This is a genomic window from Frondihabitans sp. OV104, from assembly GCF_057787745.1.
On the sequence record NZ_CM173541.1, the window covers coordinates 3,466,621 to 3,485,854 of the forward strand.

A 19,234-nucleotide genomic window follows, 5' to 3' on the forward strand; every position below is an offset into this window, starting at 1 on the left:
CATGGCAAACATCAAGAAGGGTGACCTGGTTCAGGTCATCACCGGGCCCTCGCAGGCCCGCGGCGGAGACCGCGGCAAGCAGGGCAAGGTCATCGAGGTGCTGAAGAACGCCGACCGCGTCGTCGTGGAAGGTGTCAATTTCGTCACCAAGCACGTGCGCGTCGGTCAGACGCAGCGCGGCACGAAGACCGGCGGCATCGAGACCCACGAGGCCCCGATCCACGTGTCGAACGTGCAGCTCGTCGACCCCAAGACCAAGAAGCCGACCCGCGTCGGCTTCCGCGAAGAGACGGTCACCAAGGACGGCGTGTCCAAGACCGTTCGCGTCCGCTACGCCAAGAAGTCGGGAGAGGACCTCTGATGAGCGACACCGCTACCGCTGAAGTCAAGGCTCAGCCGCGCCTCAAGGCCAAGTACCAGGCCGAGATCCTGCCGGCGCTCAAGAACGACTTCGGCTTCTCGAACGTGCACCAGGTGCCCGGTCTCGTAAAGATCGTCGTCAACACGGGTGTCGGCGAGGCCGCGCGCGACTCGAAGGTCATGGATGGTGCGGTCAAGGACCTCACTGCCATCACCGGACAGAAGCCGCAGGTCACGAAGGCCCGCAAGTCGATCGCGCAGTTCAAGCTGCGCGAGGGGCAGCCCATCGGCGCTCACGTCACGCTCCGTGGCGACCGTGCCTGGGAGTTCCTGGACCGCCTGCTGTCGCTTGCGCTCCCGCGCATCCGCGACTTCCGCGGCCTCAGCGACCGTCAGTTCGACGGCAACGGCAACTACACCTTCGGTCTCAACGAGCAGAGCATGTTCCACGAGATCGACCAGGACCGTATCGACCGGGTCCGTGGCTTCGACATCACTGTCGTGACCACGGCCAAGAACGACGACGAGGGCCGGGCTCTGCTCAAGGCTCTCGGCTTCCCGTTCCGCACGGCCGACCAGGCCAACTAAGATCGTTCGGTCGGGCATTCGCTTCTGGCGGGTGCCCGGCCGCACTTCCGTGTTCGGGGATCCGCTCCGAACCACCCGATCGCGTAGGTCGGCTCCCGGTGTACCGGAAGTCGAAACCGCACGAGAAAGAGATCATTCGCATGACGATGACAGATCCGGTCGCAGACCTGCTGACCAGACTGCGCAACGCGAACTCGGCGCACCACGACTCCGTGTCGCTGCCGAGCTCCAAGCTCAAGTCCCACATCGCTGAGATCCTCAAGAAAGAGGGCTTCATCGACTCATGGAAGGTCGAAGACGCTCGCGTCGGCCAGACCCTCACCATCGACCTCAAGTACGGCCCCGCTCGCGAGCGCTCCTTCGTGGGCATCAAGCGCGTGTCGAAGCCGGGCCTCCGTGTCTACGCGAAGTCGACCGAGATCCCTCAGGTTCTCGGCGGTCTCGGCGTGGCCATCCTGTCGACTTCCTCCGGTCTGCTGACCGACCGCGAGGCCGAGAAGAAGGGCGTGGGTGGGGAAGTCCTCGCCTACGTGTGGTAATCCGTCATGTCACGAATCGGACGACTCCCCATTCCGATCCCCACCGGGGTCGATGTGAAGATCGACGGCCAGGCCGTCACCGTCAAGGGCCCGAAGGGCGAGCTCTCGCTCGTCATCGCGAGCCCCATCGAGGCGAAGCTGGAAGAGGGCACCGTTCTGGTGACCCGTCCTGACGACGAGCGCTCCTCGCGTTCGCTGCACGGCCTCACCCGCACTCTCATCGCGAACCAGATCACCGGCGTCACCGAGGGCTACACCAAGGGCCTCGAGATCGTCGGCACCGGTTACCGCGTGCAGGCCAAGGGTCAGAACGTCGAGTTCGCGCTCGGCTACTCGCACCCCATCACCGTCGAGCCGCCCGCGGGCATCAGCTTCACGGTCGAAGGCAACAACAAGATCACGGTCGTCGGCATCGACAAGCAGGCCGTCGGCGAAGTCGCCGCCAACATCCGCAAGCTGCGCAAGCCCGAGCCCTACAAGGGCAAGGGTGTCCGCTACGCCGGCGAGGTCGTCCGCCGCAAGGCCGGAAAGTCAGGTAAGTAATCATGGGTCTCGGAACTAGAGGCAAGAGCAAGTCGGCCGCTACCAGCCGCCGTCACACCCGCCTGCGCAAGAAGATCGTGGGCACCGAGCTGCGCCCGCGTCTCGTCGTCAACCGATCGGCCCGCCACGTCTTCGTGCAGGTCGTCGATGACAGCAAGGGCCACACCGTCGCCAGCGCATCGACCCTCGAGGCCGACCTGCGTACGTTCGACGGTGACAAGACCGCCAAGGCCAAGAAGGTCGGCGAGCTCGTCGCCGAGCGCGCCAAGGCTGCCGGAATCGAAGCGGTCGTTTTCGACCGCGGTGGTAACAAGTACGCCGGACGCGTCGCGGCAATTGCCGAGGGCGCCCGGGAAGGTGGGTTGAACCTGTGAGCGACGCAACGAACAAGACCCCCGAGGCTGAGGCCCCGGCTGTCGTCGAGCGCCCCGTCGAGACGGCTGCCGGCTCCGAGTCGAACAACCGCGAAGGCGGCAACACCGGTCGTACCGACCGTCGTGGCGCCGGTCGCGGCGACCGGAACCAGGGCCGCGGCGGACGCGACGACCGCGACAAGAGCCAGTTCCTGGAGCGCGTCGTCACCATCAACCGCGTGTCCAAGGTCGTCAAGGGTGGTCGTCGCTTCAGCTTCACCGCTCTCGTCGTCGTCGGCGACGGCAACGGACTCGTCGGTGTCGGCTACGGCAAGGCCCGCGAGGTCCCCACGGCCATCTCGAAGGGCGTCGAGGAGGCGAAGAAGAACTTCTTCCGTGTCCCTCGCATCGCCAACACGATCCCGCACCCCGTCCAGGGTGAGGCTGCAGCCGGTGTCGTCCTGCTGCGTCCTGCTGCGGCCGGTACCGGTGTTATCGCCGGTGGTCCCGTCCGCGCCGTGCTCGAGTGCGCCGGCATCCACGACGTCCTGAGCAAGTCGCTCGGCTCGTCGAACACCATCAACATCGTGCACGCGACCGTCGCGGCACTGAAGCAGCTGGAAGAGCCGCGCGCCGTCGCAGCTCGCCGCGGTCTCGACATCGACGCCGTCGCACCCGCTCGTCTGCTTCGTGTCGAGGCTGAGGCTCGCGCTGCCGCAACTGAGAAGGCAGGTGCCTGATGGCTCAGCTCCGCGTGACTCAGATCAAGTCCAAAATTAGCGAGAAGCAGAACCAGCGCGACACGCTGCGCAGCTTGGGTCTCAAGCGAATCGGCCAGACGGTCGTTCGCCCGGACGACAAGCAGAACCGCGGTTACGTCGTCACGGTCGCTCACCTCGTCAAGGTCGAGGAGATTGACTAATGGCTGAAGCAAAGGAAGCAACCACCGAGGCTGCTGCCCCCAAGGCAGCTGCCAAGAAGCCCGCTACCAAGGCGGCTTCGACCAAGGCCGCCGCGGCGAAGTCGGAGACCTCCGACGTGGCCCGTCCGCAGATCCTCAAAGTCCACCACCTTCGTCCGGCTCCCGGTGCCAAGAAGGCTCGGACCCGCGTGGGTCGCGGTGAGGGCTCGAAGGGCAAGACGGCAGGCCGTGGTACCAAGGGAACCAAGGCCCGCTACCAGGTCAAGGTCGGCTTCGAGGGTGGGCAGATGCCGTTGCACATGCGCACCCCGAAGCTCCGCGGCTTCAAGAACCCGTTCCGCGTCGAGTACCAGGTCGTCAACCTCGACAAGCTGAACGACCTCTACCCGGCCGGCGGAGACGTCACCGTGAGCGACCTCGTCGCCAAGGGGGCCGTTCGCAAGAACGAGAAGGTCAAGGTTCTCGGTCAGGGTGACCTGTCCGTGAAGCTGACCGTCTCCGTCGACAAGGTCTCCGGCTCTGCCGAAGAGAAGATCGTCGCCGCAGGCGGAACCGTCACCAAGTAATACCTGAGGGGGTGGCCCGGATACGGGCCGCCCCCATCAGTCGTCTATCCTCATCACCGGGAGGCCCTTGTGTTCAGAGCTGTATCGCGGATTCTCCGCACACCCGACCTACGCCGAAAGATCGGGTTCACGCTCGGCATCATCGCGCTCTTCCGCCTGGGAAGCTTCATTCCCTCGCCGTTCGTCGACTACAGCAACGTCCAGGTCTGCCTGGCCGGCAACCAGTCGACGTCCGGTCTCTACGAGCTCGTCAACCTGTTCTCCGGCGGCGCGCTCCTCCAGCTCTCGATCTTCGCGCTGGGCATCATGCCCTACATCACGTCGTCGATCATCGTGCAGCTGCTCCGCGTGGTCATCCCGCACTTCGACAACCTCTACAAAGAGGGTCAGTCGGGCCAGGCCAAGCTCACGCAGTACACGCGCTACCTCACGATCGCGCTGGGCATCCTCCAGTCGACGACCCTCATCACCGTCGCCCGCTCGGGTGCGCTGTTCGGCTCGTCGACCGTCTCCGAGTGCAGCCAGCTGATCACGAACAACGCCTGGTATGCCATCCTCCTCATGGTCATCACCATGACGGCCGGCACCGGACTCATCATGTGGATGGGTGAGCTCATCACCGAGCGCGGCATCGGCAACGGCATGTCGCTCCTGATCTTCACCTCGATCGCCGCCAAGTTCCCCACGGCCCTCTGGGCCATCGAGCAGGCCAAGAGCTTCGAGGTCTTCCTGATGGTCATCGTGGTCGGCATCGTGATCATGGGTCTCGTCGTCTTCGTCGAGCAGTCGCAGCGGCGGATACCCGTCCAGTACGCCAAGCGGATGGTCGGTCGCCGAACCTACGGCGGCAACAACACGTACATCCCGATCAAGGTCAACATGGCCGGCGTGGTGCCCGTCATCTTCGCCTCGTCGCTGCTGTACCTGCCGGCGCTCGTGGCCCAGTTCAACACGCCCTCCGACGGCTCGGCTCCGGCTGCCTGGGTCACCTGGGTGCAGACGAACCTCACCTCGGGCGACAAGCCTCTCTACATGCTCCTGTACTTCATGCTCATCATCGGCTTCACCTACTTCTACGTGGCGATCACGTTCAACCCCGAAGAGGTCGCCGACAACATGAAGAAGTACGGCGGGTTCATCCCCGGCATCCGCGCCGGTCGACCCACCGCCGACTACCTCGACTACGTCCTGACGCGCGTGACGCTCCCCGGATCGCTCTACCTGGGCCTGGTAGCCCTCATCCCGCTCATAGCGCTGGCCACCGTCGGGGCGAACCAGAACTTCCCCTTCGGCGGGGCGAGCATCCTGATCATCGTCGGTGTCGGTCTCGAGACCGTGAAGCAGGTCGATTCCCAGCTGCAGCAGCGTCACTACGAGGGGCTCCTTCGATGACCGACGGTCCGAGTGCGGACGGCGCACGTCTCCTGATCGTCGGGCCTCCCGGCGCCGGCAAGGGCACACAGGCGGTGCGCATCGCCGAGTCGTACGGCATCCCGGCCATCTCGACGGGAGACATCTTCCGCGCCAACGTCAAGAACGAGACGCCCCTCGGCCTCAAGGTCAAGGCGATCATGGACGCTGGCGACTACGTGCCCGACTCGCTGACCAACGAGCTCATCGACGACCGCCTCGCACAGTCCGACGCGGCCGAGGGCTTCCTCCTCGACGGCTATCCGCGCACGTCCGACCAGGTCGCGCACCTCGACGCCCTCCTCGCGTCGTCGGGCCTCGAACTCACCGCCGTCGTCCAGCTCGTCGCCGATCGCGACGAGATCGTGGAGCGTCTGCGCAAGCGCGCCGTCGACCAGGGGCGCAGCGACGACACTGAAGATGCGATCCGTCATCGCCAGGACGTCTACCTCCGCGAGACGGGTCCGCTCATCTCGGCCTACGCCGACCGCGGGATCCTTCTGGAGGTCGATGGTCTCGGCACGATCGACGAGGTCGCCGACCGCATCGACGAAGTGCTGTCGGCACGGGGCATCCGCCCCACCGCCGCGGCCTGACGCGGGCAGTGGCGTTCTCCAAGCCGGGCATCTACAAGAAACCCGACGAACTCCGGCGCCTCGTGGCGCCGGGGCTGCTGACGAGTGCCTCCCTCGATGCTGTGGCGGCGGCGATACGCCCCGGAGTCACCACGGGTGAGCTGGATGCGATCGCCGAGCGGGTCATCCGCGACGGCGGGGGTGAGCCGAATTTCATGCTGGTCCCCGGCTACCGTCACACGGTGTGCTCGTCGGTGAACGCAGACGTCGTCCATGGGATCCCCGGCGGTCGGGTGCTGCAGCCCGGCGACATCGTGTCGATCGACAGCGGCGCCCAGCTCGACGGCTGGAACGGCGACAGCGCCCGCTCCTTCGTGCTGGACGGCGACCCCGACGACGATCGCGCCCTCGTGCGGACGACCCTCAACCGCGTCACGGAGCAGTCGCTCTGGCACGGCATCGCCGCTCTCGCGTCGGCCAAGCACCTCAACGAGGTCGGCGACGCCATCGAGGGCTACGTCGAAGAGCAGGGCGAGTTCGGGATCCTCGAAGACTATGTCGGGCACGGCATCGGCCGATCGATGCACGAGGAACCCCCGGTCTTCAACTACCGTGTCCGCGGCCGCGGCCCTGCAGTTCGTCCCGGTCTCGTCGTCGCCATCGAGCCGATGATCACCGCCGGCGGCATCGACACCGTCACCCAGGACGACGACTGGACGGTCACGACCGTCGACGGCTCCGATGCCGCGCACTGGGAGCACTCGGTGGCGGTGCACGCGGACGGCATCTGGGTGCTGACGGCGGCCGACGGCGGAGCCGCGGGGCTGGCCCCGCTCGGCATCAGGCCCGTCCCGATCCCGTAGCCCCGGACCCCGGTCGAGCCAGGTGCCGTTGCCACCGCGTCAGAACGGCGCCCACCGGAGTCGGTGGGCGCCGTTCCTGCGCTGACGAGTGCTTCTTCTAGTAGCCGTTGCCGACGGAGCAGGTCGCCTCGGAGGCCGCCTGCCCGGTGATGGTGGAGGGCAGGGCCGTGGAGGAGGAGGTCGGCGTCGAGGTGGCCTTGCCGGTGGCTGTCGACGACGACGTGCCGCTGGAGGCGGACGACCCCGATGAGGTGCCGGTCGACGTGCCCGACGAGGCGCCGCTGCCGGAGGTGCCCGACGACTCCGCCTGCGATGCCCGGCCCGTGCTGTCGTCGCCGAGCGAGAACTTCGTGTCGTTCTGCAGGGCTGTGTCCAGGACTGTGGCGTCGGCCTCGCTGGCCACGACCCGGTTGGAGTCCTGGGGATCGGCCGTCGTCGGGTACTGGACGAACAGGACGTTCGACAGGTCGATGTTCTTGAGAGCCAGGCCGAGCTCGACCATGGTGTCGGTGTTGCTGAGGCTGGTGGAGAGCGTCATGTTCTTCACGGCCGCCGACGCCAGCGCGTAGAGCTTGACGGGGTTGCCGAGGGTTCCGGCGGACGCGATCTTGCGCATCATCGCCGAGAGGAAGACCTGCTGCGACGAGATGCGCGCGAGGTCGCTGCCGTCGCCGACGCCGTGACGGGTGCGGAGGAAGGCGAGCGCGGTCGAGCCCTGGAGGACGTGCTTGCCGGCGGTCAGATCGAGGCCGGTGTCGCTGTCGACGATGGGGGAGGCGACGCACACGGTGACCCCGCCGATCGCATTCGACATCGAGATGACGCCGTCGAACGTGATCTCGGCTGCGTAGGGGATGGTGAGGCCGGTCATCGACTCGACCGTCGCGACCGTGCAGCCGAGGCCCTGGCCGAGGGTCGTGTTGAACTGCTGATAGGAGAGCGCAGGGAAGGTCGACCCGTCGGTGCCGGTGCAGGAGGGGATGTCGACCATCAGGTCGCGCGGGAAGCTGACGGCCGTCATCTGCTTGTGGTCGGCCGACAGGTGGATCAGGATCGTGACGTCGTTGCGGCTGCCGTCGGCGACGCCGGCCTGCACCTCGGTCTGGCCGGAGCGCGTGTCGCTGCCGACGAGGAGGATGTTGGCGCCCCCCTCGATGGCTCCGATGGAGGTCTGCTGGGCGATCCTGTCTTCCTTGGAGCCGATCGACACGCTCTTCACCGAGCTGGCGACGTCGTGGAAGGCGTAGGCGCCGACACCCGCCACCGTGACGACGGAGACGCCCAGCGCGACCGCGACGATCATCGCCGCGAAGCGGATCGGGTGAGGTCGACCAAGGCGGCCATGGCGGGCGGCGCCGGGGATACGGGGGGCTCGGCGGCTCGAACGCTCTTCGGGCACGGGTCTCTCTTTCGTTGCTCTGAGGCGCACGCCCGGTGATCGCCGTAGGCGGACGAACCGAACGACTCAGGGTCGACTGCGGCGTGTCGAGTTGACCCACCAGGTTGGCAAACAGTAGCGCAATCCCATAAGATTGACCCTTGGTGCCGTGGGCGCCTGCCCGCGTGCAATCTTCAAGCTGCTTCCTGTGAATCCGCTTGAGCCGCGACAGGTCATTCTCCGGCGCCACTCCCCGCAAGACCAGAACAACCAATTTTTAGCGACAGTGAGGCTATGGCCAAAAAAGACGGTGTCATCGAAATCGAAGGCGCAGTGGTCGAAGCGCTGCCCAACGCGATGTTTCGCGTTGAGCTGAGCAACGGACACAAGGTTCTCGCGCACATCTCCGGCAAGATGCGGCAGCACTACATCCGCATCCTCCCCGAAGACCGTGTGATCGTGGAGCTCAGCCCCTACGACTTGACCCGCGGCCGGATCGTCTACCGATACAAGTAGGCCAGTCCTAGAAACACGGCGCGTTCTGGAAAGGAACGGCCCGGCGCACCCGTCGGGCACGAGGCCAGCGAGTCAAAAGGAAGCAACATGAAGGTCAAGCCCAGCGTCAAGCGCATCTGCGAGCACTGCAAGGTGATTCGCCGCAACGGTCGCGTCATGGTGATCTGCAACAGCAACCCGCGCCACAAGCAGCGCCAGGGCTGAGCGGTTCCCTAGCTCCACCAGCATCACCCCACTGCAGCACCAGAACCGTCCGGCGCCGAGAGGCGCGGGACGGGGACACCCCGGGCGGAGGCCCTGGCACCGGCGCTGCGACACACCTCCACCATCTCTCAAGGAGAAGCCACAATGGCACGTCTAGCAGGCGTTGACATCCCGCGCGACAAGCGCGTGGAAGTCGCACTGACCTACATCTACGGAGTCGGCCGCACCCGCTCGCTCAAGGCTCTGGCCGAGACCGAGATCGACGGCAACATCCGCGTCAAGGACCTCACCGACGACCAGCTCGTCGCGCTCCGCGACTACATCGAAGGCAACTTCAAGGTCGAGGGTGACCTCCGCCGTGAGGTGGCCGCCGACATCCGCCGCAAGGTCGAGATCGGCAGCTACGAGGGCATCCGCCACCGCCGCGGCCTGCCCGTCCGCGGACAGCGCACCAAGACGAACGCTCGCACCCGCAAGGGCCCGAAGCGCACCGTCGCCGGCAAGAAGAAGGCTCGCTAGGCCCGGCGTCCGCCGTAGCCTTCAAGGTTGTAGGAGAAAAAATTGGCAGCACCTAAGTCGGCCGCGCGCAAGCCCCGCCGTAAAGAGAAGAAGAACGTCGCTGTGGGCCAGGCCCACATCAAGTCGACGTTCAACAACACCATCGTTTCGATCACCGACCCGTCCGGTGCCGTCCTGAGCTGGGCTTCGTCCGGCGCGGTCGGCTTCAAGGGCTCGCGCAAGTCGACGCCGTTCGCCGCACAGCTCGCCGCTGAGTCGGCTGCGCGTCAGGCGCAGGAGCACGGCGTCAAGAAGGTCGACGTGTTCGTGAAGGGTCCGGGCTCGGGCCGCGAGACCGCGATCCGCTCGCTCCAGGCCGCCGGCCTCGAGGTGGGCTCGATCAACGACGTCACCCCGCAGGCGCACAACGGCTGCCGCCCGCCGAAGCGCCGTCGCGTCTGAGTTAAGCGTCGCGCCGCGCCTCTGACAGCCCCTTCCCGGGGTGTCAGAGGCCGCGGCGCTCGCCTCGTTCTACCGTCACCCGGGCGCGTCCGCGCACTCGGGGCACCTCACAACTCAAAAGACCGACTGACAGCCACCCAGTCGTACCGCCAAGAGTCATATAGCGGACTCTTCGCCGAAAGGAATCCACAGTGCTCATTGCACAGCGCCCCACTCTCACCGAGGAGAACATCTCGGAGTTCCGCTCCCGCTTCGTGATCGAGCCCCTCGAGCCCGGCTTCGGCTACACGCTCGGCAACTCGATGCGTCGCACCCTCCTTTCGTCGATCCCCGGAGCGGCTGTCACCAGCATCCGTATCGACGGCGTCCTGCACGAGTTCACGACCGTTCCCGGTGTCAAGGAAGACGTCACCGAGATCATCCTGAACATCAAGAGCCTGGTCGTCTCGAGCGAGCACGACGAGCCCATCACCGCCTACCTGCGCAAGCAGGGCGCCGGTCAGGTCACCGCCGCCGACATCTCGGTCCCGGCCGGTGTCGAGGTGCACAACCCCGAGCTCGTCATCGCGACGCTGAACGACAAGGCGAAGTTCGAGCTGGAGCTCACCATCGAGCGCGGCCGCGGCTACGTCACCGCGGTGCAGAACCGCTCGGAGTTCTCCGAGGCCGGCCAGATCCCGATCGACTCGATCTACTCGCCCGTCCTGAAGGTCACCTACCGCGTCGAGGCGACTCGTGCCGGTGAGCGCACGGACTTCGACCGCCTGGTCGTCGACGTCGAGACCAAGCCCGCGATCAGCCCCCGCGACGCCATCGCCTCGGCCGGCCGCACGCTGACCGAGCTGTTCGGACTCGCTCGCGAGCTCAACAACGCGGCCGAGGGCATCGAGATCGGCCCGGCTCCCGTCGACGCCGTCCTCTCGAGCGAGCTCCAGACCCCGATCGAAGACCTCGACCTGTCGGTCCGCTCGTACAACTGCCTCAAGCGCGAGGGCATCAACACGGTCTCCGAGCTCGTCGCTCTGTCCGAGACGCAGCTGATGAACATCCGCAACTTCGGTCAGAAGTCGGTCGACGAGGTGAAGGACAAGCTCGTCGAGCTCGGCCTCTCGCTCAAGGACACCGTGCCCGGTTTCGACGGCGCCCACTTCTACAGCGGCTACGACGAGGAGGAGACCAACTAGGTCTCCGCCCGCCCGCCCTCCTCACTCACACACTTAGGAATCCACTATGCCCAAGCCCACGAAGGGTGCCCGCCTCGGCGGCGGTCCCGCCCACGAGCGTCTCCTCCTGGCCAACATGGCCGGTCAGCTGTTCACCTACAAGAGCATCAAGACGACCGAGACGAAGGCCAAGCGCCTCCGTCCCGTCGCCGAGCGCCTGGTCACGTTCGCGAAGCGCGGCGACCTCCACTCGCGTCGTCGCGTGATGAGCATCCTCCGCAACAAGGAGACCACGCACATCCTGATGTCGGAGGTCGCGCCGCTGCTCGAGCTCCGCGAAGGCGGCTACACCCGCATCACGAAGCTCGGCTTCCGCAAGGGCGACAACGCCTCGATGGTCCAGATCGAGCTCGTGCTCGAGCCGGTGACCCCGAAGGCCAAGAAGTCCTCGTCGAAGAAGGCCGCCGCCCCCGCGACGACCGAGGCCCTCATCGAGGAGCCCGCCGAAGAGCTCACCGCCTCCGACGAGACGATCATCGAGGCGACCACCGAGGCCCCCGAGGCCGAGGCGCAGGGCACGACCGAGGCTGACGCCGAGGCCGCATTCGAGGACGCCCCCGCCGACGAGGCTCCGGCCGACGAGGCTCCGGCCGACGGCGACAAGAAGTAGTCCGTTCCACCGCACCACAGCCGTGAAGGCCCGCCTCCTCCGGGAGGCGGGCCTTCTGGCGTCCCGCCGGCGGTCGCGTGCGTAGACTTTTCTCTCGTGATGAGCGACGCCCCCGAGCCCGAGGTTCGGCTGAAGAGCGGAGACACGCGACTCCGGCTCGACATCTCGTACGACGGCACCCGATTCAACGGCTGGAGCACGCAACCGGGCCTGCGCACCGTCCAGGGCGAGATCGAGGCGGCCATGGCGACCACCTTCCAGCGGACGCTCCCGGCTCCGAGGCTCATCGTCGCCGGTCGTACTGACACGGGCGTGCATGCGACCGGCCAGGTCGCCCACCTCGACCTCAGCCCCGAACAGCTCGCCTTCCTCGAGGTTCCCCACCGCAACAAGACGAAGTACCCTCCCTTCCCGCCCGCGAAGCGCCTCGCCCGGCGGATCAACGGCCTGGCCGGCGCCGAGGACGACCTCTTCATCACCGACGCGACGATCGTCGACGGCGCCTTCGACGCCCGCTACTCGGCGCTGTGGCGCGAGTACGAGTACCGCGTCTCGGACCTCACCGGCCCCCGGCACCCGATCCGCCGTCTCGACACGCTATGGACCGACGTCACCGTCGATGTCGACCTCATGAATGCCGCCGCGCTCTCGCTCCTCGGCCTGGACGACTGGGCCGCCTACTGCCGACAGCGCGAAGGCGCCACGACGATCCGCACCCTCCAGGAGTTCCACTGGCGTCGCGACCCCGACGGCGTGCTGGTCGCGCGTGTCCGCGCCGACGCCTTCTGCCACAGCATGGTCCGGTCGCTGGTCGGCGCCACGCTCGCCGTGGGGCAGGGGCTGCTCGCGGTCGACGACGCCGTGCGGATCCGCGACTCCCGGGCCCGCAAGGGGCAGTTCAAGGTGGCGGCGGCCCACGGCCTCACGCTGCGCGAGGTCCGCTACCCCGAAGCGCAGGAACTCGGGGCCCGCGCGTCCGTCACGCGGGCCCGCCGTCAGTCGATGTGACGCCTGTTGCCGCCCGGCCGGTGATCCTGTAACGTATCCCCTTGGTGTCTGCGCAACTGCGCGCTTCACCCGAAGTTGAGCCCTCCACCTGACTCATTCGCCCGCATCGCGATCGAATGGCAACGGAGCGGGATTCACGAACCTCTCACCTCGACAAGAAAGCAGCACTACTGTGACGCGCACTTTCTCCCCCAAGCCGGCTGATGTCCAGCCGGAGTGGCTGATCATCGACGCGAACGACATCGTTCTCGGCCGTCTCGCCAGCCACGTCGCCGCCCTCCTCCGCGGCAAGCACAAGCCGACCTTCGCTCCGCACATGGACATGGGCGACTTCGTCATCGTCATCAACGCCGAGAAGATCGCCCTGACCGGCTCGAAGCTCCAGACCAAGCTGGCCTACCGCCACTCGGGCTACCCGGGCGGCCTCTCGGCTCAGACGTACTCCGAGATGCTCGAGAAGCACCCGACTCGCGCCGTCGAGAAGGCCATCCGAGGCATGCTGCCGAAGAACTCGCTGGGCCGCGCCCAGATCGCAAAGCTGAAGGTGTACGCGGGTCCTGAGCACCCCCACGCCGCGCAGAAGCCCACGGTGTACACCCTCGACCAGGTCGCCCAGTAGCGACCGCTGAAGACCTAAAGGACTTATTACAGTGGCTAGCATCGCCGATTCCATCGAATCCACCCCCGAGAGCTTCACGACCGAGAGCGCCGCTCCTGTCGCTGCTGCAGCTCCCCGCCCCGTCCTGACCGTCGGCGGCGGCGCCGTCGGCCGTCGCAAGCAGGCCATCGCCCGCGTGCGCCTCGTCCCCGGCACCGGCAACTTCGTCGTCAACGGCCGCACCCTCGAGGACTACTTCCCGAACAAGCTGCACCAGCAGCTGATCAACGACCCGTTCAAGGTCCTCGACCTGCTCGGCTCGTACGACGTCGTCGCGAAGATCTCCGGCGGTGGCCCTTCGGGTCAGGCCGGCGCCCTCCGCCTCGGCATCAGCCGCACGCTGAACGAGATCGATGAAGAGAACAACCGCGCCGAGCTGAAGAAGGCGGGCTTCCTCAGCCGCGACGCTCGCGTCAAGGAGCGCAAGAAGGCTGGTCTCAAGAAGGCCCGTAAGGCTCCTCAGTTCTCCAAGCGCTAACACCTGGCGAGGCTTCGCGATGACGCGACTTTTCGGAACCGACGGAGTTCGGGGCCTTGCCAACCGTGAGCTGACGGCCGCGCTCGCCCTGGGTCTCGCCCAGGCGAGCGCGGTCGTGCTCACGAAGGGGCATCACGCCGATGCCCGCCGCGCCGAGGGGCGACGTCCTGTCGCCGTCCTCGCGCGGGACCCTCGCATCTCGGGGGAGTTCCTCGCCGCTGCGGTGGCCGCCGGTCTCGCGTCCTCCGGGGTCGACGTGCTCGATGCCGGGGTGATTCCGACGCCGGCTCTCGCCTTCCTCGTCGAGAACTCCGGCTCCGACTTCGGCGTCATGATCAGCGCGTCGCACAACCCGGCTCCTGACAACGGCATCAAGTTCTTCGCGTTCGGCGGCACGAAGCTGCCCGATGAGGTCGAAGACCGCATCGAGGCCACGATGGACGCCCCCCGGCTCATGCCGGTGGGTGGCGACGTCGGCCGCATCCGGCGGTTCGCCGATGCCGAAGACCGCTACGTCGTGCACCTGATGGGTGCGGTGCGCAACCGCCTGGACGGCATCCACGTCGTGCTGGACTGCGCCCACGGCGCGGCCGCCGGCGTCTCGCCCGAGGTCTTCCACGACCTCGGTGCCCGTGTCACCGTCATCGGCGCCGACCCCGACGGCATCAACATCAACGACGGCGTGGGCTCGACCCATCTCGACCAGCTCGCCGCCGCCGTGCTCGAGCACGGCGCCGATGTCGGCATCGCCCACGACGGCGACGCCGACCGGTGCCTGGCTGTCGACGCCTCGGGCGCCGCCATCGACGGCGACCAGATCATGGCGATCCTCGCCATCGCGCTCAAGGAGCGCGGCGACCTCGCCCAGGACACCCTCGTCGCCACCGTCATGTCGAACCTCGGCCTCAAGCGCGCGATGCGCGACAACGGGATCGCGGTCGTCGAGACCGGCGTCGGCGACCGCTACGTGCTCGAGGCCATGAACGAGCACGGCTACAGCCTCGGCGGCGAGCAGTCGGGCCACATCGTCTTCCAGCAGCACGCCACCACCGGCGACGGCATCCTCACCGGCCTCTCGCTCGTGGCCGAGATGGCCCGCACGGGCAAGTCGCTCGCCGAGCTCGCTTCGGTCATGACCGTCTTCCCGCAGATCCTGATCAACGTCCGCGACGTCGACCGCTCGGCCCTCGGCGGCAACGAGGTCGTCGCCGCAGCCGTCGCCGAGGCCGAGGCCGAGCTGGGCGACTCGGGGCGGGTGCTCCTTCGCCCGTCGGGCACCGAGCAGCTCGTCCGCGTCATGGTCGAGGCGGCGTCGCAGGACGACGCGGACCGCATCGCGCACCGTCTCGCCGACGTCGTCCGCGTGCAGCTGGCCGCCACGCCCGCCTAGCCGACTCCGGAGCGGTACCGTCGACCGGTGACGTCCAACCCCCGCTCGACTCTCGGCTTCGCCGCAACCCTCTTCGTCTTCGCCGTGGTCATGATCGGCACCACGCTGCCGACGCCCATCTACCCGGAGCTGCAGCGGGAGTTCGGCTTCAGCGGCTCGACGACGACGGTGCTCTTCGCGGTGTACGCCGGCGGTGTCATCGTCGCTCTCGTGACGGTCGGCCGCCTCAGTCAAGTCGTCGGGCGAAAGCCGCTGCTCCTCGCGGGCATCGTGCTCTCGCTGATCAGCGCCGTGCTCTTCGCGATCGGCACGGCCGAGTCGCTGCTCTTCATCGGTCGCATCATCTCCGGATTCTCTGCGGGCATCCTCACCAGCACGGGCACGGTCGCCGTCCTGGAGGCGGCACCCGACTCGAAGCGCCGCATCGCCGGACCTCTCGCGACGGCGGCGAACATCGGCGGCCTAGGCCTCGGCATGCTCCTCGCAGGACTCGTGGCGCAGCTCACGCCGTGGCCGACCAGGGCGCCGTTCGTGATGCACGCCGTCCTTCTCGTCATCGCCGGCATCGCCCTCCTCGCGATCCGAGAGAGCGTGGAGAAGCAGCCGGGAGCCCGCTTCCGCCTGCAGCGGCCCGGTGTGCCGGTCGAAGCGCGCTCCGTGTTCGCGGCGGCGGCCTTCGGAGCGACGGCGGGCTTCGCGGTCTGCGGCCTGTTCTCATCGGTCGCGCCGAACTTCGTCGGGACCGTGCTCGGCATCCACTCGCCCCTCGTCGTCGGCGTCGTGACGGCCTCGCTGTTCATCGCGTCGGCCGCGGCGCAGATCGCCTTCGGCGGTCTCGCGGTGCGGCGAGCCATCGCGCTCGGCGCCGTGCTCCTGTTCATCGGCATGGCCGTGCTGGCGGCGGCCCTGCCCCTCGCGTCACTGGCCCTTCTGGTAGTGGCCTCGATCGTCTCGGGCGCGGGTCAGGGACTCCTCTTCAGCTTCGGCCTGCGCGCCATCACCGGTGCCTCGCCGGATGCCGTCAGGACGGAGGCCACGAGCGCCTACTTCATCGTCGCGTACCTCGCGATCTCCGTCCCCGCGATCCTCGCCGGGGTCGCAGTGAAGCTCGTGGGGCTCTCGGAGACGGGGATCGGATTCGCCGTCGCGGCCGCAATCGTGTGCGTCTTCGCCTTCTCGGGTCGGCGGCGGTTTCCCGCGAGCTGAGGCCCGTGGAGAGGCGCCTCTAGATCTTCCGGAGCAGCACCGACGCCACCTTGTGGTCGGCGCCCTTCCGCAGCACGAGAGTCGCGCGCGAGCGGGTGGGCTGCACGTTCTGCTTCAGGTTCGGCTCGTTGACGCTCCGCCAGACCTGCCGGGCGAAGCCGAGCGCCTCGTCTTCGGGGATCTCGGCGAAGCGATGGAAGAACGAGTCCTTCTGGTTGAACGCGCCTTCGCGCAGCGATCGGAACCGCTCGACGAACCAGTCCTCGATGTCGTGGGTGCGCGCGTCGACGTAGACGGTGAAGTCGAACAGGTCGGACAGGGCGAGGCGGCCGCCGATGGGCGGCTGCAGCACGTTGAGGCCCTCGACGATGAGGATGTCGGGCTGGCGCACGACGACCTCGGCACCGGGCACGATGTCGTACTCGAGGTGCGAGTAGAACGGCGCGCGCACCTCGGGGGCGCCGCTCTTGACCAGCGAGACGAACTTGAGCAGCGATCGTCGGTCGTACGACTCGGGGAAGCCCTTGCGGTCCATGATGCCGCGACGCTCGAGCTCGGCGTTCGGGTACAGGAACCCGTCGGTGGTGATCAGCTCGACGCGCGGGGTGTCGCTCCAGCGCGAGAGCAGCTCGCGGAGCAGGCGCGCGACGGTCGACTTGCCGACGGCGACGCTCCCGGCGACGCCGATCACGAACGGGGTCCGCTGGGCCCGCTCGCCGAGGAAGTCGCTGGTCGCCCGATGCAGGTTCCGGGCACCGGCAGCGTACAGGTTGATGAGGCGGCTGAGCGGCACGTAGACGTCGCTGACCTCCTGCAGGTCGAGCCGGTCGCCCAGCCCCCGAAGCTGCACCAGCTCGGTCTCGGTCAGGGGATTCTGCGCCCGAGGTGCCAACGCCGCCCACGCGTCGCGATGGATCTCGACGAACGGGGTGGGGTGGGTCGGGGGAGCGGCTGCGGTCGCATCGGCCATAAGTAGAGAGGCTATACGCCGAGCGGCGGACGAGTCCCCGGGCGGCGTCGAATAGGCTGGCTGGCATGTGTGGAATCGTTGGATATGTCGGCTCTGACAAGAGCGTCGAGGTTCTCCTCGGCGGCTTGAAGCGTCTGGAGTACCGGGGCTACGACTCGGCCGGAATCGCCGTGATCGCGCCCGACGGCTTGCTCGGCATGCGCAAGAAGGCCGGCAAGCTGCAGATGCTGGTCGACGACCTGACCGCGGCGCCGCTGGCCGACGGCAGCACCGGAATCGGCCACACGCGGTGGGCGACGCACGGCGGCCCGACCGACCAGAACGCGCACCCGCACCTCGCCGACGGCGGCCGGCTCGCCCTCATCCACAACGGCATCATCGAGAACTTCTCCGAGCTCAAAGAAGAGCTGCTGCTCGAGGGAGTGCAGTTCCTGAGCGAGACCGACTCCGAGGTGGCCGCTCACCTGGTGGCCCGCGCCTACCGCGAGACCGGCGACCTCGGCGAGGCCCTTCGCGCGGTCGTGAAGCGCCTCGAGGGGGCCTTCACCCTGCTGGTGGTGCACGCCGACCAGCCCGGCGTCGTGGTCGGGGCGCGCAGGAACTCCCCGCTGGTCATCGGCCTCGGCGACGGTGAGAACTTCCTCGGGTCCGACGTCGCCGCGTTCATCGAGTTCACGCATCGCGCCATGGCCATCGGCCAGGACCAGCTCGTCACGATCACCGCCGACGAGGTCACCGTCGTCGACTTCGACGGCAACCCCGTCGAGGCCACCGAGTTCGAGGTCACCTGGGACGCCAAGGCGGCCGAGAAGGGCGGCTGGTCGAGCTTCATGGCGAAGGAGATCTCGGAGGAGCCCGAGGCCGTCGCCAACACGTTGCTGGGCCGCGCCGTGGACGGCGCCGTGCACCTCGACGATCTGGAGCCGCTCCGAGAGCGCCTCCTCACCGTCAACCGGCTCATCATCATCGCCTGCGGCACAGCCGCCTATGCCGGGATCCTCGGCAAGTACGCGATCGAGCAGTGGTCGCGCCTCCCCGTCGAGGTCGAGCTCGCGCACGAGTTCCGCTACCGCGACCCGGTGCTCGACGAGCACACGCTCGTCGTGTCGATCAGCCAGTCGGGCGAGACGATGGACACCCTCATGGCCGTCAAGTTCGCTCGCGAGCAGGGCGCCCAGGTGCTGTCGATCTGCAACACGCAGGGCGCGACGATCCCGCGCGAGAGCGACGCCGTCATCTACACGCACGCCGGCCCCGAGGTCGCTGTCGCGTCGACCAAGGCGTTCGTCGCGCAGGGCACGGCGCTCTTCCTGCTCGGCCTGCACCTCGCGACGATCCGCGGCACGCTGACCGCCGACGAGATCGTCGAGCAGGTCGACGACCTCAAGGCCATCCCGGAGAAGATCTCGCGAGTGCTCGAGACCGGCGAGCGCATCAAGACGCTGGCCGGCTGGATGGCCGACACCCGCTCCGTGCTCTTCCTCGGCCGCCACGTCGGCTATCCGATCGCGCTCGAGGGCGCTCTCAAGCTCAAGGAGCTCGCGTACATCCACGCCGAGGGCTTCGCCGCCGGCGAGCTGAAGCACGGCCCCATCGCTCTGATCGAGCCGGGCCAGATCGTCTTCGTGATCGTGCCGTCGCCTCGCGACCCGCGATCGCTGCACGCCAAGGTCGTCTCGAACATCCAGGAGATCCGCGCTCGCGGCGCACGCGTCATCGCGATCGCCGAGGAGGGCGACGCGGCGGTCCTGCCGTTCGCCGACGAGGTGCTGCACATCCCGCTCGCGGCGCCTCTGTTCGAGCCGCTCCTCGCGGTCGTCCCGCTTCACATCTTCGGCATGGAGCTGGCGAGCGCCAAGGGGCTCGACGTCGACCAGCCGCGCAACCTCGCCAAGAGCGTCACGGTCGAGTAGC

Annotated in this window: 25 protein-coding genes; 23 read left to right on the forward strand and 2 right to left on the reverse strand. The window is 67.6% G+C overall.

Annotation, left to right across the window (positions count from 1 at the left end):
* Window position 1: 1 nt before the first annotated feature.
* The 11 genes from rplX to map all read left to right on the forward strand — a co-directional run bounded on the left by rplX (window position 2) and on the right by map (window position 6,719).
* Window positions 2-361, forward strand: a complete 360-nt coding sequence (rplX, locus tag AC3CBB_RS16425; RefSeq protein WP_123506948.1) for a 50S ribosomal protein L24 — start codon at window positions 2-4, stop codon at window positions 359-361.
* Window positions 361-948: a 50S ribosomal protein L5 gene (gene rplE, locus AC3CBB_RS16430; RefSeq protein ID WP_123506949.1), complete on the forward strand. Its 588-nt coding sequence runs from the start codon at window positions 361-363 to the stop codon at window positions 946-948. Before rplX ends, rplE begins: the two co-directional genes overlap by 1 nt.
* A 140-nt stretch (window positions 949-1,088) precedes the next feature.
* Window positions 1,089-1,487, forward strand: a complete 399-nt coding sequence (gene rpsH / locus AC3CBB_RS16435) for a 30S ribosomal protein S8 (protein WP_123507117.1) — start codon at window positions 1,089-1,091, stop codon at window positions 1,485-1,487.
* A gap of 6 nt (window positions 1,488-1,493) precedes the next feature.
* On the forward strand, window positions 1,494-2,030 hold the full coding sequence (gene rplF / locus AC3CBB_RS16440; RefSeq protein WP_123506950.1) for a 50S ribosomal protein L6: 537 nt from the start codon (window positions 1,494-1,496) through the stop codon (window positions 2,028-2,030).
* A gap of 2 nt (window positions 2,031-2,032) precedes the next feature.
* Entirely contained in the window at window positions 2,033-2,404 is a 372-nt protein-coding gene (rplR, locus tag AC3CBB_RS16445) for a 50S ribosomal protein L18 (protein WP_123506951.1), read from the forward strand.
* Window positions 2,401-3,123, forward strand: a complete 723-nt coding sequence (rpsE, locus tag AC3CBB_RS16450) for a 30S ribosomal protein S5 (RefSeq protein ID WP_123506952.1) — start codon at window positions 2,401-2,403, stop codon at window positions 3,121-3,123. The genes rplR and rpsE overlap by 4 nt, the downstream gene beginning before the upstream one ends.
* Window positions 3,123-3,305, forward strand: coding sequence for a 50S ribosomal protein L30 (gene rpmD, locus AC3CBB_RS16455; protein ID WP_194600685.1), 183 nt, complete (start codon window positions 3,123-3,125; stop codon window positions 3,303-3,305). The genes rpsE and rpmD overlap by 1 nt, the downstream gene beginning before the upstream one ends.
* Window positions 3,305-3,871, forward strand: coding sequence for a 50S ribosomal protein L15 (gene rplO / locus AC3CBB_RS16460; protein ID WP_123506953.1), 567 nt, complete (start codon window positions 3,305-3,307; stop codon window positions 3,869-3,871). Before rpmD ends, rplO begins: the two co-directional genes overlap by 1 nt.
* Window positions 3,872-3,940: 69 nt before the next feature.
* Window positions 3,941-5,263, forward strand: a complete 1,323-nt coding sequence (secY, locus tag AC3CBB_RS16465; RefSeq protein ID WP_123506954.1) for a preprotein translocase subunit SecY — start codon at window positions 3,941-3,943, stop codon at window positions 5,261-5,263.
* A complete protein-coding gene (locus AC3CBB_RS16470) occupies window positions 5,260-5,877 on the forward strand; it encodes an adenylate kinase (protein ID WP_123506955.1) in 618 nt (205 codons plus the stop codon). The genes secY and AC3CBB_RS16470 overlap by 4 nt, the downstream gene beginning before the upstream one ends.
* Window positions 5,878-5,885: 8 nt before the next feature.
* Entirely contained in the window at window positions 5,886-6,719 is an 834-nt protein-coding gene (gene map, locus AC3CBB_RS16475) for a type I methionyl aminopeptidase (protein ID WP_488625405.1), read from the forward strand.
* A 97-nt stretch (window positions 6,720-6,816) separates the two neighbouring features.
* On the opposite strand, the gene AC3CBB_RS16480 is transcribed toward map, so the two are convergent.
* A complete protein-coding gene (locus AC3CBB_RS16480; protein ID WP_233580043.1) occupies window positions 6,817-8,118 on the reverse strand; it encodes an LCP family protein in 1,302 nt (433 codons plus the stop codon).
* A 273-nt stretch (window positions 8,119-8,391) separates the two neighbouring features.
* Between AC3CBB_RS16480 and infA the strand changes: the two genes are divergently transcribed.
* The 11 genes from infA to AC3CBB_RS16535 all read left to right on the forward strand — a co-directional run bounded on the left by infA (window position 8,392) and on the right by AC3CBB_RS16535 (window position 16,350).
* Window positions 8,392-8,613, forward strand: coding sequence for a translation initiation factor IF-1 (gene infA, locus AC3CBB_RS16485; RefSeq protein WP_055965022.1), 222 nt, complete (start codon window positions 8,392-8,394; stop codon window positions 8,611-8,613).
* A gap of 87 nt (window positions 8,614-8,700) precedes the next feature.
* Window positions 8,701-8,817, forward strand: a complete 117-nt coding sequence (rpmJ, locus tag AC3CBB_RS16490) for a 50S ribosomal protein L36 (protein ID WP_055965025.1) — start codon at window positions 8,701-8,703, stop codon at window positions 8,815-8,817.
* A gap of 144 nt (window positions 8,818-8,961) precedes the next feature.
* Window positions 8,962-9,336: a 30S ribosomal protein S13 gene (rpsM, locus tag AC3CBB_RS16495; RefSeq protein ID WP_123506958.1), complete on the forward strand. Its 375-nt coding sequence runs from the start codon at window positions 8,962-8,964 to the stop codon at window positions 9,334-9,336.
* Window positions 9,337-9,378: 42 nt separating this feature from the next.
* Window positions 9,379-9,777, forward strand: a complete 399-nt coding sequence (rpsK, locus tag AC3CBB_RS16500; RefSeq protein WP_055799944.1) for a 30S ribosomal protein S11 — start codon at window positions 9,379-9,381, stop codon at window positions 9,775-9,777.
* A 191-nt stretch (window positions 9,778-9,968) separates the two neighbouring features.
* Entirely contained in the window at window positions 9,969-10,961 is a 993-nt protein-coding gene (locus AC3CBB_RS16505; RefSeq protein WP_123506959.1) for a DNA-directed RNA polymerase subunit alpha, read from the forward strand.
* 46 nt (window positions 10,962-11,007) lie between these two features.
* Window positions 11,008-11,610, forward strand: coding sequence for a 50S ribosomal protein L17 (rplQ, locus tag AC3CBB_RS16510; protein WP_488625406.1), 603 nt, complete (start codon window positions 11,008-11,010; stop codon window positions 11,608-11,610).
* Window positions 11,611-11,709: 99 nt separating this feature from the next.
* On the forward strand, window positions 11,710-12,618 hold the full coding sequence (locus tag AC3CBB_RS16515; RefSeq protein ID WP_488625407.1) for a tRNA pseudouridine synthase A: 909 nt from the start codon (window positions 11,710-11,712) through the stop codon (window positions 12,616-12,618).
* Window positions 12,619-12,790: 172 nt separating this feature from the next.
* Complete coding sequence (gene rplM, locus AC3CBB_RS16520; protein ID WP_123506962.1) at window positions 12,791-13,237, forward strand: 50S ribosomal protein L13; 447 nt, start codon at window positions 12,791-12,793, stop codon at window positions 13,235-13,237.
* Window positions 13,238-13,268: 31 nt separating this feature from the next.
* On the forward strand, window positions 13,269-13,754 hold the full coding sequence (gene rpsI, locus AC3CBB_RS16525; RefSeq protein ID WP_123506963.1) for a 30S ribosomal protein S9: 486 nt from the start codon (window positions 13,269-13,271) through the stop codon (window positions 13,752-13,754).
* Between the two features lie 19 nt (window positions 13,755-13,773).
* On the forward strand, window positions 13,774-15,144 hold the full coding sequence (glmM, locus tag AC3CBB_RS16530) for a phosphoglucosamine mutase (RefSeq protein ID WP_488625408.1): 1,371 nt from the start codon (window positions 13,774-13,776) through the stop codon (window positions 15,142-15,144).
* Between the two features lie 27 nt (window positions 15,145-15,171).
* On the forward strand, window positions 15,172-16,350 hold the full coding sequence (locus tag AC3CBB_RS16535; RefSeq protein ID WP_488625409.1) for an MFS transporter: 1,179 nt from the start codon (window positions 15,172-15,174) through the stop codon (window positions 16,348-16,350).
* A 19-nt stretch (window positions 16,351-16,369) separates the two neighbouring features.
* Here AC3CBB_RS16535 and coaA read toward each other — a convergent pair whose 3' ends face one another.
* Window positions 16,370-17,320, reverse strand: coding sequence for a type I pantothenate kinase (gene coaA / locus AC3CBB_RS16540; RefSeq protein ID WP_123506965.1), 951 nt, complete (start codon window positions 17,318-17,320; stop codon window positions 16,370-16,372).
* Window positions 17,321-17,385: 65 nt separating this feature from the next.
* Between coaA and glmS the strand changes: the two genes are divergently transcribed.
* On the forward strand, window positions 17,386-19,233 hold the full coding sequence (glmS, locus tag AC3CBB_RS16545; protein WP_488625410.1) for a glutamine--fructose-6-phosphate transaminase (isomerizing): 1,848 nt from the start codon (window positions 17,386-17,388) through the stop codon (window positions 19,231-19,233).
* The last annotated feature ends 1 nt before the right edge of the window (window position 19,234 follow it).

Bases quoted from the DNA above. Each gene is read 5' to 3' on its own strand.
- rpsM (WP_123506958.1), top strand. From the start codon at position 8,962: ATGGCACGTCTAGCAGGCGTTGACATCCCGCGCGACAAGCGCGTGGAA.
- AC3CBB_RS16470 (WP_123506955.1), top strand. From the start codon at position 5,260: ATGACCGACGGTCCGAGTGCGGACGGCGCACGTCTCCTGATCGTCGGG.
- rplF (WP_123506950.1), top strand. From the start codon at position 1,494: ATGTCACGAATCGGACGACTCCCCATTCCGATCCCCACCGGGGTCGAT.
- glmM (WP_488625408.1), top strand. From the start codon at position 13,774: ATGACGCGACTTTTCGGAACCGACGGAGTTCGGGGCCTTGCCAACCGT.
- rplE (WP_123506949.1), top strand. From the start codon at position 361: ATGAGCGACACCGCTACCGCTGAAGTCAAGGCTCAGCCGCGCCTCAAG.
- rplO (WP_123506953.1), top strand. From the start codon at position 3,305: ATGGCTGAAGCAAAGGAAGCAACCACCGAGGCTGCTGCCCCCAAGGCA.
- rplX (WP_123506948.1), top strand. From the start codon at position 2: ATGGCAAACATCAAGAAGGGTGACCTGGTTCAGGTCATCACCGGGCCC.
- rpmD (WP_194600685.1), top strand. From the start codon at position 3,123: ATGGCTCAGCTCCGCGTGACTCAGATCAAGTCCAAAATTAGCGAGAAG.
- coaA (WP_123506965.1), bottom strand. From the start codon at position 17,320: ATGGCCGATGCGACCGCAGCCGCTCCCCCGACCCACCCCACCCCGTTC.
- rplR (WP_123506951.1), top strand. From the start codon at position 2,033: ATGGGTCTCGGAACTAGAGGCAAGAGCAAGTCGGCCGCTACCAGCCGC.
- AC3CBB_RS16515 (WP_488625407.1), top strand. From the start codon at position 11,710: ATGAGCGACGCCCCCGAGCCCGAGGTTCGGCTGAAGAGCGGAGACACG.
- glmS (WP_488625410.1), top strand. From the start codon at position 17,386: ATGTGTGGAATCGTTGGATATGTCGGCTCTGACAAGAGCGTCGAGGTT.
- rpmJ (WP_055965025.1), top strand. From the start codon at position 8,701: ATGAAGGTCAAGCCCAGCGTCAAGCGCATCTGCGAGCACTGCAAGGTG.
- rpsH (WP_123507117.1), top strand. From the start codon at position 1,089: ATGACGATGACAGATCCGGTCGCAGACCTGCTGACCAGACTGCGCAAC.
- infA (WP_055965022.1), top strand. From the start codon at position 8,392: ATGGCCAAAAAAGACGGTGTCATCGAAATCGAAGGCGCAGTGGTCGAA.
- rplQ (WP_488625406.1), top strand. From the start codon at position 11,008: ATGCCCAAGCCCACGAAGGGTGCCCGCCTCGGCGGCGGTCCCGCCCAC.